At 38.3% G+C, this 14522-nt stretch carries 13 protein-coding genes and 1 pseudogene; all 14 read right to left on the bottom strand.

What is annotated here, in order from left to right; genetic code table 11:
- The 14 genes and pseudogenes from EQY75_RS13235 to EQY75_RS13170 all read right to left on the bottom strand — a co-directional run bounded on the left by EQY75_RS13235 (position 1) and on the right by EQY75_RS13170 (position 14516).
- Positions 1-645 carry a glycosyltransferase gene (locus tag EQY75_RS13235; RefSeq protein WP_129606615.1) on the bottom strand — a complete coding sequence of 215 codons (645 nt, stop codon included), beginning with the start codon at positions 643-645 and terminating at the stop codon, positions 1-3.
- 66 nt (positions 646-711) lie between these two features.
- Positions 712-2289 carry an alginate lyase family protein gene (locus EQY75_RS13230; protein WP_165200668.1) on the bottom strand — a complete coding sequence of 526 codons (1578 nt, stop codon included), beginning with the start codon at positions 2287-2289 and terminating at the stop codon, positions 712-714.
- A gap of 49 nt (positions 2290-2338) precedes the next feature.
- Positions 2339-2854: a phage head spike fiber domain-containing protein gene (locus EQY75_RS13225; RefSeq protein ID WP_129606611.1), complete on the bottom strand. Its 516-nt coding sequence runs from the start codon at positions 2852-2854 to the stop codon at positions 2339-2341.
- 144 nt (positions 2855-2998) lie between these two features.
- Positions 2999-4111, bottom strand: a complete 1113-nt coding sequence (locus tag EQY75_RS13220) for a hypothetical protein (protein ID WP_129606609.1) — start codon at positions 4109-4111, stop codon at positions 2999-3001.
- The gene (locus tag EQY75_RS13215) at positions 4102-5031 is read right to left on the bottom strand and encodes a sulfotransferase family protein (RefSeq protein ID WP_129606607.1); all 930 of its coding nucleotides are present in this window, start codon (positions 5029-5031) and stop codon (positions 4102-4104) included. The genes EQY75_RS13220 and EQY75_RS13215 overlap by 10 nt, the downstream gene beginning before the upstream one ends.
- Positions 5024-6061 (bottom strand): glycosyltransferase family 4 protein, encoded by a 1038-nt coding sequence (locus tag EQY75_RS13210; protein WP_129606605.1) that lies wholly within the window; start codon positions 6059-6061, stop codon positions 5024-5026. The genes EQY75_RS13215 and EQY75_RS13210 overlap by 8 nt, the downstream gene beginning before the upstream one ends.
- Positions 6058-7317: an O-antigen ligase family protein gene (locus EQY75_RS13205; protein ID WP_129606603.1), complete on the bottom strand. Its 1260-nt coding sequence runs from the start codon at positions 7315-7317 to the stop codon at positions 6058-6060. The genes EQY75_RS13210 and EQY75_RS13205 overlap by 4 nt, the downstream gene beginning before the upstream one ends.
- The gene (locus tag EQY75_RS13200; RefSeq protein WP_129606601.1) at positions 7314-8429 is read right to left on the bottom strand and encodes a glycosyltransferase; all 1116 of its coding nucleotides are present in this window, start codon (positions 8427-8429) and stop codon (positions 7314-7316) included. Before EQY75_RS13200 ends, EQY75_RS13205 begins: the two co-directional genes overlap by 4 nt.
- Before the next feature lie 66 nt (positions 8430-8495).
- Positions 8496-8660 (bottom strand): annotated as a pseudogene (locus EQY75_RS14590) (DapH/DapD/GlmU-related protein); the annotation flags it as partial.
- A gap of 335 nt (positions 8661-8995) precedes the next feature.
- On the bottom strand, positions 8996-10192 hold the full coding sequence (locus EQY75_RS13190; RefSeq protein WP_129606597.1) for a hypothetical protein: 1197 nt from the start codon (positions 10190-10192) through the stop codon (positions 8996-8998).
- The gene (locus EQY75_RS13185; protein ID WP_129606595.1) at positions 10189-11091 is read right to left on the bottom strand and encodes a glycosyltransferase family 2 protein; all 903 of its coding nucleotides are present in this window, start codon (positions 11089-11091) and stop codon (positions 10189-10191) included. Before EQY75_RS13185 ends, EQY75_RS13190 begins: the two co-directional genes overlap by 4 nt.
- Positions 11092-11094: 3 nt before the next feature.
- On the bottom strand, positions 11095-12450 hold the full coding sequence (locus EQY75_RS13180; RefSeq protein WP_129606593.1) for a lipopolysaccharide biosynthesis protein: 1356 nt from the start codon (positions 12448-12450) through the stop codon (positions 11095-11097).
- Positions 12431-13594: a DegT/DnrJ/EryC1/StrS family aminotransferase gene (locus tag EQY75_RS13175; protein WP_129606591.1), complete on the bottom strand. Its 1164-nt coding sequence runs from the start codon at positions 13592-13594 to the stop codon at positions 12431-12433. Before EQY75_RS13175 ends, EQY75_RS13180 begins: the two co-directional genes overlap by 20 nt.
- Positions 13581-14516: a GDP-L-fucose synthase family protein gene (locus EQY75_RS13170; RefSeq protein WP_129606589.1), complete on the bottom strand. Its 936-nt coding sequence runs from the start codon at positions 14514-14516 to the stop codon at positions 13581-13583. The genes EQY75_RS13175 and EQY75_RS13170 overlap by 14 nt, the downstream gene beginning before the upstream one ends.
- Positions 14517-14522 lie beyond the last annotated feature (6 nt).

The raw sequence follows: 14522 nt of genomic DNA, 5'->3' as shown, positions 1-14522 counted from the left end.
TTATCTCTCTGCTATCCCCGGGGGTTGGGATTGCTTTTGTTCCTGTAATTGTTTCTTTTTGGGGCCATTATAAGCTACGCAAATTGATTTGTTATAGTACTGTTTGATGTAATCCCTCATTGGTGAACTCACACAGACCATTCCATTACTACGACGATACAAGAATCTTTCAAATAAAGACGCAAGTTTATAAGCCAATCCGCCTTTTTTAAGCTGTCCTGCAGCTACAGCGCTATCTGGCCAAATGTCACGGACTTCCAAGACCAAATGGCGTCTTAAATAATATTTCAGAATAATTCCGGTAATACCAATAAAGATGGGCGGTGAAGAAATATAAATAATGTCTGGTTTCCATCCCTTTGAAGACCACTTTATACTCTGTGAAATGCTCTTCGGTATAAAAGATAAATAGTGAATTAAAAAATTTTTAAACCCTCTTCCCTTAACAGGTCTTAGCGCGATTCTTTCTAAAGTAATATTGTCTTTTACTTCCTCTAACTGAACGTTCTCTGATTTGTGAGGGTAGGTTGTAATCACTCTGATATCTGTACCTGCCTTACTCAAATAATTGACAAAGTCACTACTCCTAAATGCTGCGGCTGTGATATCTGGTTTATAGTAATAGCTCAGAAATAATACTTTCATGTTGATTGGATACTTGAGTATTTTATACGGACCCGTTGAAGATATGCATTCATCTTCTGGATCGAATCAAATTTTGGTGATGTTTGTTACTAAATGTTTTTTAAATTCGATTCTAATCAATTTTGCCTCTGACCTCTTATTGTACCCCATTGCATAACTATACGGTTCTACGCTAAGTTTAGAAATATTACCGAGAAATGAAATCTGTAATCCCTTTTCGTCTAATCTGATATAATTTTCCACAATCTGAATAGATTGGACGCTAGGGTGAAAATGAATAAATGCTTCTGCTTTAATATTATCATTTTTCCTTCCATCAATTTGATCTTCAATTACAAATCCATCAGATATCTGTTGTATTTGTCGTGAGTGTAAAATATTCAGAAAGCTATACCCATTGTGTACTCCTTTGACTCTCTTAGTGCTCTCGTCTAAATGAATGATCTTTGCTCTGCGACCCACTCTGAAGTTGTCCCACATGTCTGATTGTTCCTTTTCATCAACCAATACCGTATTATGTGAGATCGTACTGCGTTCAGTTAGTCGTCTTTCCCCAAGCTCGTAGGTGGAAGTCCCTGTATCGACAATGAGCGGTTTCCCTTCAAAATAGATTTCAAAGTTGAAGGTGTCAGAATGAGCATGTCCGGGAATGTAGTCGGGACCTATGTTGCCAAAATCAGCAAAGAGTTCAAAAGGAGGATTTATCATTTTTCGATATCCCGATTCATTGAGATTCACAGCATCCCACTTTATATTCAGACTCCGAGCAAATGACAACAGTTCCTGAGGTTTAAAAGAGAGATTATGAATAGAATCATTAACCATTGGCAAAGATCCATCAGTATAACACATTGCCTCTAGCCAGGAAATCATCTTAGTTGCCGTATTGCATAATCTTCTATAAATCCCTTCAGTGATATTGTTGAGTTTTAAGAAATTGATGCAATCCAATATTCGGTGTAGTAAAATACTGTGGTACATCGGTGAGCGTTCAAAATGAGCGCCATCACCGAGAAATTGTTCCTGAAGTTGATCCTGCAGAATTTGATTGGCGAGTTTTAAAAACCTTTGATCCTTGAAGTAAAGTCCAGCAAATAAGAGGGAAAACCCATTTTCGAGGAGGTGATTGCCCATAATATGGTACTCAAGCCTACTGCTTAATCTTATATAATCCTTGAATAAAAAGGAATCTATTTCTAGGTTAGAAATTCTATGCCTGGTGAGAAATTTTATCCAATTCATGCCTCTAAGTGAAGTAGGATAAGGTTCGTTCCCTGTATTGTGCTTATCCCAGGACATGTAGTTCTCTATCAGATCTAGGCCAACAGCCCGATCGAGGCTTTCCTGATGGAGAAAATCAAAGTAGTTCAAATTATATGTCCACAGTTTGCCAAATTCTGATATCTCCCAGTCTATATCGTTCTCAAAGCTGTAGGGTTGATTTAGAAATTCAAATTCTCTATCTCCGATCAAAGTCTTGGGATTAGTCAACCCTCCTTCCCATGTCAATGAAGCGGAGGCTGCTTTAGAATATTCAGGATCGGCTCTTAGATAAGAAAATATGGGATAGAGAAATCTGTAATAGAATTGATAACGTATTTGAATAGGCTTCAGATACCTAACAGTTATCAGTAGTCTTTTCAAGTTTTGCAATCTTCCCATTCGTTACTAATACTGCAAGACCTATGGATCTTTATTCCTGAATAAAAAAATAGGCGTTTGATGATCCGCCTTTGAAGGTATTTCTTCCGCAATATAAATCAGCACTTTTATCACTATTTACTTGCTCGAGTTGTGCACCCCAGGCGTATACTTTATCCATCGTTGACCCCTTAATTAAAGCATATGCAGGAAAAACCGTTAATCTACCCGTTCCTTCGGTTTTAAGTCTTACGGAAGCTCTTGTCCAACTTGAGTCATTAAGGCTTACAATTGATTTGTTCCAAAGTCGTTTATCTCCATTAAACTCCATCCCTATTGCATATTTTCCTTCAGTTCCGGGAGGGGCTTTTAAAAAGAGAGAAAATATATATTCTCCTTCAGGGATCGAATCTAAAAATTGATAGATTCTCGATTCTTTTGGATTATCTGAAATGTCTAACAGATCTGCTGTAGGCTTATCAAAAGGATCCTCAGTTATGTTGTTTACAACCTGTGCTTCATCTCTAAACCAGGTTTCATCCTGAAAATCTTCCGTATAGTTCAACATGTTGTTGCACTCATTTACACTAGAATTAAAAGTGTCCCAGGGGGGTGTATATCCCTCTCTGCAGGCACTGAAAAAAACCACGACTACAAATAGGAATCGTTTTGTTTGGTTATATGAATAGGATGTCAACATATGGCAATTTAGTCATTCAGAAGTTTGGTCGTTATGAAATGAACTGCGGAACTTTAGAAACTTTACCAATACCTGCCTGTCCAAAATGACCATTTTTCTGTTGTATCCGCGAACACCTGAACAATACAAATATATCTGATCAGGATCGCCTCGGCTTACTTCCGGAAATCGTATTTCCGGATATCTGAATAATTTCATCGAAAGGGATGACCAGAAATCCATTTTAAGTTCTGCAATTTTTGTCCAGTGCTTCAAGTCGAGGGAAGCGTATAATTCGATATATCTAGCCTGATTTACCTCACTTGGTTCCACGACAGTAGAAATAAGTGAAACAGAAGGTGAGGTGTAGCGGTAAAAAGCACTTCCCGCTATCTGTACCAAAGGGCTGAATTCCCTCTTATACATATCATATTTCTGAATAAAATTGATTTCGTTTGGACTGTCCATCGGAACAATTAGTCCCTTTTTCATAGGAATTACAGATACTGCTCTGGCTTTCTGACTCCCCGTAACCACACATTCGAGTGTTTGAAAATGATCTCCTGTAAACCATATCCCCGATTCGGAATCTGTATCGCCCGTCAGTACCCACATTCCATTGCGAAAAGTATCCTCATAAATTCCATGAACATGACGGATCCTGCCTTCTGGAAATGTATAGGCCTTTTCCCACTTTTCACCATCTTTACTTCCATAAATATGTACCTCGCAACGGGTCGGATTGGAAAAGTATTCCCCCCAATACAATCGATCCTCCCAATGGCAAATATTCAAAGGGCGGCTGCCTCTTGAAATTTTAAATACTCTTCGAAAATTTTGTTGATTACGACCTTTGAAAACAATTGCGCCTTTTTTAATTGCAATTAGATTCTCGTCTAACACTGTTAAAGCAGAAATATCCATGCGCAATACCCTTCTGCACAGCGCATTCCATCCCAAGAGCTTTTCTGCCGGGGTTTTGGGAATACTATAACTACAGGATCCGGAATCTGATTCCAATCTTATCTTCAACCCCCTGGCATAAATTAAATCGTTGTTAGATGTTACCCACAAAGGGGTTGATCCCTTTCTTAGTTCTTTAGGGGGAATGGAAAATCCAGTTTGCGAAATGAGATTTAAATCCATTTTTTTAAAACTAAGTACGCTGGAGAGAATAATATTGAGGCATAGTTGGCCAGAGAAATATTCATCCTAAGCCAAATATTGAGCTTGCTCCTGTCTGCTAAATTCTTATATCCAAACGCTGTCATACTGTCTTGAGATATCTTCTCAATAACTGCCAATTGGAAGGGGCTGTAAAATTCTTTCCACTTAAACCTGTTCCCTTTTTTTAAAGGTTGCAGCGTTTCCTTTTTCCATTGCATTTCATCTTTGGTGACGAGTTCTTTTGCCTTTTCATTGAAGTTCAGCATACCTTGCTCGTACGTCAGGTCTAAAAATAAACACAGTTTTTGTAGAACTTCTTCAGGAAATTCAAGCAAGTCCTCATATTTAAGTTGATGATAGGTCGTTGAGTCCAACTTACTTGCTGAAGCTAATCCTTTTTTCATCTGTGCCTCCCCAATCATTGCATGCAACCAATAAGGCCTTCTAGACGACCAATTTGCCTTTGTTTTTGAGTAAACAACATCTCTGGGGTCTCGAATAATATGGACGATTCTCGCATCCTGAAAATAATTGTGAATCTTCGAAATGTTTTCGAGGTTCCTTGGGTCTTTGTCTACCAATACCTCTTTCCCGTATTTCTCTTTCAACAAATCTGTTATTTCCTTATTCACATCAAGTATGGTGAAGGAGGAACCGGATAATGTTTTTAGTTGGTCAGGGTCAACCTCTAAACGGTTAAAAAATCGATCTTTTCTGAGCACCTCTTTGAAATTTTCAGGTCCTCTCAGTTCCATCTTTTTCTGGCGCTTTTCAGAGGCAATATAACTTCTAAAAAAATGCGATTCAGGGGAGGAGGTTAATTCAGAATGCGCATGCAACATAGATTGCAGTAAACTTGTTCCTGATCGCCCTACCCCTACGATATAGATATCACGCATTACCTTTAATCAGATTTAATTTGTCACTGGTTTGATAAAGACTGTTGAATTGTTTGGAATAGTTCAAAGCGTTCTCACTCAGTATTGGATAATTTTTGACATTGTACCATTCAATAGCTTCAACAAGGGCTGTTTTATCTTTTGGAGCAATTAGCAAGCCCGTTTTTTCATGATCAATAATCTCCGGGATCGAATTCCAGATGGTGCTAATTACAGGCTTACCCATGGAGTAGGATTCGATTAGTATTCCAGGATATCCCTCACCGGGATAGTAAGTGGGAAGCATGATGACATCGTAATTTTCGATGGTTTTGAGTACCTCATCAGGTTTCAGAGCACCCTTGTATATCTCATCAAAAATTGATTTTAAATGATCGGGGATAACTAGGTCCACGATAGGCCCGTAGATATGAATCCGATAATCACTCCCCAAAATTTGGCATGCCTCCAGAATTTCAATTACTCCTTTTGTGTTCTTTACCTGACTAATAAAAGCAAACCGTTTCTGGTAAGCTCCGGGAATAATTTTTCTCTCCGGGAAATTTCTGACATTAGGGAACCAAACGGTCCTGCCAAAAGACTTAAAGTAATTAACCAATTGTTTGGTTTCAAATAGGGTGGCCACTACATTTTTCATCAACCATCTGATTCTTAATTTAACCAGGTAACCACTTTCATTGTAAAATCGGTCAAAACCTCCTCCTACCTTTTTCAAGGTGACTTTTCTATTACACAACTTCCCGATCAACAATACCACCGGGGCCAAATGAACCACAACCCTGTCACTCCCAATAAATAGTACACTATTGTGTTTTTTTGTTTGGATTATGGTTTTCCAAATTACCTTGATATACGTCAAAAAGAATCCACCGCCATTGGCAGGGTTAATATCTATAACAGTAAATGATTCTTTCAGGGTTTGCAAATCGTCAATTAGTTCCTCGGACAACCTAATCGCTCCCCCAATTTGTTCCGGATTTTTAACATTATACCTCTTGGCAAATACCAAGATGTCTTTTCTATTGCTCATTCAGTAATTCTTTTAGATCCACTAATAAATCGGGCATCATTGAAATACGACAGGAGACAAAAACCAATCCCGGTACCAATAAATAAAATTCCCCAAATTCTGCTAAGTAAGTTTTCAGTTAAACCGCTTATACAAAATAACAAAACGAAGATAATGCCGATATGATTTTTAACCTGATAGTTCCTGATCAACATCGTTCCGAGAAATCCAATCCACAAAAGCAGCCCGATTATTCCATTTCGCAGAAGGATATGTAAAAAATCGTTATGAGTATTGTAATTGTCAAAGTACTGACGAGTAAGGAAATTATTGTAATAACACTCTTTTAAAGCGAGATGCTCATTTCCGGAGCCCACGCCGATTATCCACGAATTAGATGTAAATACCTCAAGGGCGCACTTCCAGGTTTCTATCCTGATGGACAAGCTGTTTGTAAAGCCGTTTACAACCCTTTCTTTCATTAGTAAAAAGGGTGTATTGCCTACCTTGAAAACCAAGATGGTCCCTATTACAAAAACAGAGATGACAAGTACGAGCCTTGCATAGAAAGCTCTTCTTTTATTAATCGCCAGCAAAGCATAAATTGGGATTAGAATAGCCATAGCTAGTATAGCCGTTCGGGCTTGAATTACAAAAACTGAGAGAAAAAACAAGATCAGAATAGCAGTGATTACAATACGAGCTCCAAGGCTTTTAAATATCTGTAATCCTTCCAGACATAGAAAAAAAGCACATACGACGAACATTGAAATATAAGCCGGGTGAAAATCGCCGCCTTTTGAAACAAAAACAGAGTAATTAAAAGGATTTTCTATTCCTGCCTGATACTGTCCCGCAGCATTGGCATAGCTGATTAAGAGGATCAATACCATGGAGATGACGAATCCTGAGAATGAAAAAGCTAGTTGTCTTCTGTTTAAATTTTTCGCAGGAATCATAAGTAGTGGCAGCAGAACTAATAAAAAATACTTCCCTACTTTTTCCATATAGTCCCAAAAAAACTCCTGGAAAGAAAAAATCAAGCCTATGAGGAACCAAATCAAATTGAGAATAAGAAAAATGTAAGCGAACTTTTTAAAAGAGCTCAAGACTGTTTGTCTCTCAAACTGTAATATCCAGGCTGCAGTTAGAAGAATCAGGCCAATATTGCTATATCTATTCTCTAATGGAAGCGTGAAGAGAAATAGAAATAAGGCTATTTGGTAGAAATTAATATGTCTGAAGGGATTTTTTTCTCCCACAATTCCTGATTTCATAAAGAATGCTGTTCAATTTTCATAAAACTCAAGATGGCATCCACAAGTTCCCCGCTTTTATTAGGAGAAATAAGCCTGCTTCTAGGGTCGCTGCTTTGTTTAATAATATCCGGTAGCCCACCGGTATTTGTCGCAATTATGGGAATTTCATAGGCAAGGGCCAGATATCCGACCCCAGACTGACTTGCTTTTCTGTAGGGTAATAACAGGCAATCCAGAGATGATATATATTCATGAAATTCGATCTCATCCACCCTTCTGTTTTGGATATCCGTTAGGATTGGAAGTTGTTCCCATGATTCTTTATCGATCTCACCGCTACCCACGATTGCCAATTTTATTTTGTTGTTAATATCTGCATCTTTGGATAGCACTTGAAATGCCTCCAGCAATATGTCCAATCCTTTATAGGCTTCCATCCTTCCCAGAACACCAAAAACAAAACCATCGAAATTAGAATTCTTTGGTACTACAAGCTTCTCAGGCAGAGGGTGTGGTTTTATTATGACTTTGCCTGCTGTGTGTTGGCAATCTTCCAGTAATTTTTTACTGTGAAGATGTAAATAGAAGTTAGGGTGGACCCTCGATAATTCGTAAATCTTATGTAAGTAATGAAACTTCAGCTTTTTGCCAATTGGGCCTCTTTTCTCCTGATGCGGGACAGGATCATGAAGGGTGTAAATTATAGTAAGCTCCTTCTTGAACTTCATAAGACACCTGATCAAAGGATAAGCGAGGAGGAAACTTGTGAGTATATGTATTTGATTGTTGTTTATAGCGAATTCCCTGTAATCATTGAAAAAATATTTTAACAGGGAAAAAGGCAGAATTACAGACAATAAAGAAATGACCATTGCATACTTCTTATTATCAGACTTAATCGTTCTAAAAATTAAATGATCTCCGGAAAGGTCTTGTTGATATCGCCTTGAAAAGAGAAAGGTGTAGTTCTGTGAAAAATTACGAATCTCATTTATCCACACTTTGGCATAACTGAACATTCCTCCATCCTTCTGAAAAATACCCGGAGACAACATCAGTAAGGTTTGTTCGGCATCAACAACCTCTTCATATGTATACAATTCTACCAAGTGATCAGCTGGTTTATTCAAAGTTTAAGAGTATCATATCATATCCAAATAAGGGAAAAAATTATTGCGGTATTCAAGAGATGATCTCCTTTCCCCTATAATTTTGGCCGGATTTCCGCCAACTATGCTTTTGGGTGGTACATCTTTGGTAACCACCGATCCTGCTGCAATCACACTTCCTTTACCAATAGTTACGCCTGGAAGTATAATCGCCCGTGAAGCGATCCAAACTGAATCTTCGATTACGACATCTTTAGAAATGGTATCGTGGATGTCAGAATGCGGATCATGGCCAACCGTGAAAATCCAGACCCCTTTTGCAATATCCACATTATTGCCAATTTTTAAGTATCCTCCACGCCCATCGAGAATACAACCGGAATTGACTATGCAATTATCCCCAATTTGAATTTTATTTCGTTTAAAAGTCTTGTTCAGGACCGTAACTGAACTCATTATATTACTGCGCTTTCCTTTTATTAAATAACCCTTTAAAAGAAAATTCCGTAAGTGAGGAAAAGGTATTTTAAGTACCAGTTTATTTATCAGGTACAGGCGAAGACTTTTTAAGAAGAGTACAATTTGCTTCATGGTAATACTAGGTAATTCTCCTTTTTAATTTTATGGCTCAAAATCATCAGGACACCGAGAAATGTCATAAAAGGGGATAATTCTACGATCAAAGATATAAGGATAACTCCAATAAAAGCGACCTTTATGGTAGATGGTATGGCTTTACTTAAAATTCTCTTTGCCAAAACGAATACGGGAAGAAGGAAAAAAATGCCACAACTAATTGCATATTCCAAAAACAAAGACTTTGGAGTCGCATAGAGTTCACCATTGAGAATTCCGCGAATCTCGACTCCTGTAAGCGTACTCTGAATTGTATTTGAAGTCATTTTGTCAATATACATCCAATGAAAGCTTCCAAAGCCAATTCCCCATGGATTTTCAAAAAGAAGCTGAATAGAGGTCAAAACTGAACTAAATCGAAGTGTGAAAGTGCTCCATATTTTATTTTGCTCAGTCAAGCCCTCAATACCCTGTTCCTTTAGAATATCGATAAAGTAGACCAGGCGGTCTACCTCCTTTATCCCTAATAGAAACGGAATGCTCAGTACGGAGACGATCAACACTCCCCAAACCGCTATTTTTAAGTTTTTATTGTCCGATTTAAATACCAGATATAGAATGAGAATAGGAATTACCAGGAACAATGCCTTGGATTGAATGAACAATCCCATAATGAGATACAAAACAATCCAGATCCTTGCGCTTTTATTGATCTTATAATAACCTATCATAAGCGGTGCCAGCAATACGTAATACATGGCAGCGGCACTTGGTTCGGAGGTCAACATAGAAATTCTCGTCGTATCTGTGAAGAGCAATTCATATACCCCTGTTATTACCTGAATTATCACGATGATGAACAACAGATAAAGAACTCTTTCCCAGGTCAATCTCATGAGGAAGAGGCAAACAGCAAGAGCAAACAAAATACGGATTAAGAAAAGACGGTTCCTCAAGAATACCGCTTTTACTTCCGAATCAGGGAATGTATTGAACAGAACCATGATCAGGGCAATCAGGCTTCCTGACATGAATACGATAATATAAAACAAAAGAGTATTCCTGGGTACTACAAACTTCGGATAGCTAGTCGTGACTATCAAGAGACTTACGAAGAGGGTAAAATAGGTAAACCCCAGCGTAAAAATGGCGATTGCCAGAGCTACAAGGAATATTTGAATATTTAATAAAAGACCTGCAGACCTCATCGCCTTGAATGTATAAGGATCTTAACGCAATACTTACTGATAAAAACAATATAACGACTGATAAAAAACAAATAAGCAATAGGACCTTTAGAGTGCTTTCTCAAAAAAGTATAACTGATCTGAAAATTCTTGTACGATCGTATATTGGTAAGATACCACTTGAGATTTTGTAGTGAAAATTTTTCCTTTCTCCCTGTGTTTTCATGAACATTCCAGGCTTTTAACTCAGGAAATATCAATACTTTAAATCCTGCATAGCCAGCTCGTAAAAAGAAATCGGTATCTCCGTCATACTGAGGAAAGTTAACAGCGTCACACAGCCCAATCTGATTGAAGACTTCTGTAGGAATGGTTACTGCCATTCCTCCGCACCAGTCAATTTCCATTTTGCTATTGAAAGCTTTCCCGTCTTTTTGTCCGGTTCCAACATTTATTTTGGTGTCTGTCCATGGCTTGTATTTACCTCCGAAGGAGAACAATATATCAGGAGTACTTTTCCTGTACATTTTTGAAGATATGATGGTGTTTTCAGGATTATTAACGATCAGATTATGAAGTAGATTGAAATATGTTTTTTCAATAAATAGATCCTTGTTCCAAAATAGGATATGAGATGGTTTTTTACTTTGTGACAAAGCGTATTCCACTCCCTTATTTACTCCGGCAGACCAGAACAAATTTCCATTCCCGAAAAGAAGAATCACCTCAGGATAGTTTTCCTGGATCCAGGCAGATGTTCCATCGGTTGATCCGTCATCTATGACCACAATCTCAAATGTCCAGGGAGAATCAGTGTGTTCCTTGTAATACTCTAAAGTTGAAGAGAGATTTTCCAGGCATAGTTTAGTGTATTGCAGTTCATTGAATACCGGGATTAGTATACTAATTCGATGTTCCATAGATCAGGCTGGACTTTGCAGTTCTTGTTTCAGTGATCGGATGACCTTAATTACTTGGAATGGTCCTGTAAAACAAAACAAAGATAGGCTAATTATTGTGGCCAGAATTACCCCGTTAAGACCCATATGGTAGTAATTCACAAATACAATTGAGAGAGGAATATTTATAGCAGCACCTATAAGAGAGGTAATTAATTGAAGGTTTGTTTGAGATATTCCGTTTGAAAAATACGCCAGGATTGAATGAACTATACTGAATAATATCAATATGGCCATCAGTATATAATTTGTAGTAGTAAGTCCCATGTCTCCTTTGCTCAGCCAGATCTTAATTACTGAATCTCCCAGTAAGATCATCACCACAAGAATGACTAGGTATCCCCCGCTTAAGCGCAGCAGATTTTTCATGGTTTTCTCTATCCATAAAAAATCCTTTTTCTCGTAAACCTCGGTGTACATTGACCACAGAGGCGCGTTTATTAAAGTGTGCAGCACCATCAACAGATTGAAATATCTGAATATCACATCATAGCGCGTAACCTCTTCAGGATTGGTCAGTTGTAAAAGAATGAAGCGGTCTGTTGTAAGGATAACCATCATTGTGGTTTGAAGAAAAAAGAACCTTAACCCCAGAGAAAGAACGGGTTTCAGCAATTCCTTTTCATACAGTTTCCAAGAAGGTCTCAGTTCAAGGTTACGCGAGTAGAACCATATACTCAATCCTAAATTTGCGAAAAACATACTCAAGCCGTAGCCGATGGCCAGAAGGTGTAAATCAGAACTTGTATAACTAATGAGTAAAAGGACGACACCCATGGCTAAGAGTTGAAAACAAAACTGGTTAACAACTACTAATGACGCCTTTTGTACTGCATTGAAAACCGCATTGATGAGTGATAGAACAAAGTTTGCCAGAGTGAAAAACAAAACAATTAATACTAGCGTTCCAAGATATTCATTGTCGTATTTCTGAGAATTCAGGAGGGCTTTCCAATTGATTAGCCCGGAAAATAAAAATACTGAGAGGTAGATCAATGCCGAAAAGCCGAAGAGCGCAATGTACCCAGTGCTGAGGTATTTCCGCGCCAGTGCCATATTATCATTACTCAGGGCTTCGGCGAGTTTGTTTTTTACTCCATTGGCGATTCCTAAATCAAAAAATACGATCCAATGTAGAAAAGAAAGGACAACAGCCCAAAGTCCGTAATCTTCGATTTCAAGGTACTTTAAAAGGAATCTTACCAGTAAAAAGGAAAGGCCCATTGAAAGGACCTTAAATAAAAATGAACGCTTTAATTGCACGAGCAGATTAAGGCTCCTTGCATGCAAACGAGATTTTCTATCCTCGAAGAACTTCATACAAATGATCGATTTCCTTGTTTAGCGGGATTTGGTGATTTCCTACAAAAAAACCTTTCTTATCAAGATATTTTGCGTTAGAAAGCGATTCGTGAATCTCATAATCAAAGTATCGGAGTACTTCATTCTTTGTAAAATCCCCGGTCACAATGGGTCTGGATTCTATCCCATTTTTATTTAATTTATCGATAATCGATGCTCTGTCAAGAGGCGAATCGGGTTTAATAATAAGACTAAAACCGAACCAACTGCTCTTATCCGTATCCTGCTGAATCAGGAAATGAGGATGGTTTTTAAATTTACTGGTGAAATAAGCCGCGTTCTTCCTCCTTTGATCAATAAAACCGGGAAGTTTCTTTAGTTGCTCAATTCCGATGGCCCCGCTCATTTCCAGGGGTCTTAAATTATATCCGGGAAGGACAAACCGAAATGATTCCAGAAACCAATCTGATCCTCTAGGTGAAACCCGATTGTCATCAGGTAAGTTTCTCGTCCAACCATGGGCCCTTGTGGATAGCAGTATATGATATAATTCTTCGTCATCAGTAACAATTAGACCTCCTTCCATAGTAGAAATATGGTGGGAAAAGAAGGTAGAAAAACTCCCCATAATCCCAAAGGTACCGGCATGTTTGTTTTCGAAGGTAGCACCCATGGACTCGCAATTGTCTTCAAAGAGCAAAATATCTTTTGACCCAATGATCTTTTTTATCTTTCTAAAATCATTCGGATTTCCCAGGAGATTTACGGCAAGGATCATTTTCGTGGATTCAGTGACGGCTTCTTCCAGAGCGTCCAGATCATAATTAAGGGTCTTAAGGTCTACATCCACAAATTTCAACTTCAGGCCGTATTGATATAAAGGGAAATAGGTGGTAGACCAGGAAACAGCCGGTACAATTACCTCATCGCCACGTTTTAATTTTGGCTTTTTAGTATAGAATAGTGCAGCGATTGCCAATAAGTTGGCAGAGGAGCCAGAATTAACCATCACGCAGTATTTCGAACCCACGTAATCGGCAAACTCAGATTCAAACTGCTTAACACTATCAGACATCGTATACATGTCCCTGTCAATTACAGACTGGATAGCCTTAATTTCTGCATCATCCCAGGTAGAAGAAGCTAATTTATAATTTGTCATTCTCAAGAGTTTTATAATACTGATACGTTTTTAAGATCCCTTCTTCGAGAGATGTTTTCGCTTGCCATCCAAAATTTTTCAGTGCGGAGTTATCTATCAATTTCCTTTTCATCCCCACGGGTTTAGACAAATCGTGTTTGAACCCTCCCTTATATCCCAAAATCTTGGCTATGGTTGCATAGTATTCGTTGATTGAATAGTCGAAGCCCAAGCCTACATTGAGATTCTGTGGTAATTTTTCAAATCTAGGCATTGCATAAAATATAAAATCAGCAAGATCTTCTGAATACATGAATTCCCTCCTGCTCTCGCCATCTCCCCATATTTCCACCTCATTATTTTGCTGTTGAACTGCCTGGTCTATCTTCCTGATTACAGCTGGAAGCATATGGGAGTTTTTAGGATCAAATTTGTCGAATTTACCGTAGAGATTACAAGGAATCAATGTTTTATAGGACAATTGTGTGTCTTCTTTGCTGATATATTCACACAAACGGGTACCGAATATTTTGGCTAGAGCGTAGCCTTCATTTGTAGGTTCAAGCTCTCCAGTGAGTATCATTGACTCCTTTAAGGGGTTCGCAGCTCTCCTCGGATACATACAGGAACTGGCTATATTGAGAAGTTTCGGAATTTTTAGTTCATATGCTACTCCTATCAGGTTTCTCGCCATGTCGAGATTCTGGACAAGAAATCCTACAGGATTAGCCATATTAGCTTGTATTCCTCCTACCAGACCTGCAGCGTGGATAATGACATCAGGATGGTATTTTGTCAAATACTCCTTCACCTGCTCCTTACTTAGCAGGTTTAGTTCCTTACTGCTCGGATGCAGGATTTCATAGTCTTGGGCTTTAGGATGCTCCAGAATGTTCTTTCCGACCATTCCGGTTCCTCCGGTAATAAGGATTTTTTCAGGCATTGGAAA

Origin of the sequence: Muriicola soli (assembly GCF_004139715.1) — a bacterium.
In the GTDB taxonomy this organism is placed as follows: Bacteria; Bacteroidota; Bacteroidia; order Flavobacteriales; family Flavobacteriaceae; genus Muriicola; species Muriicola soli.
This window is presented reverse-complemented; position numbering and strand designations above follow the sequence as displayed.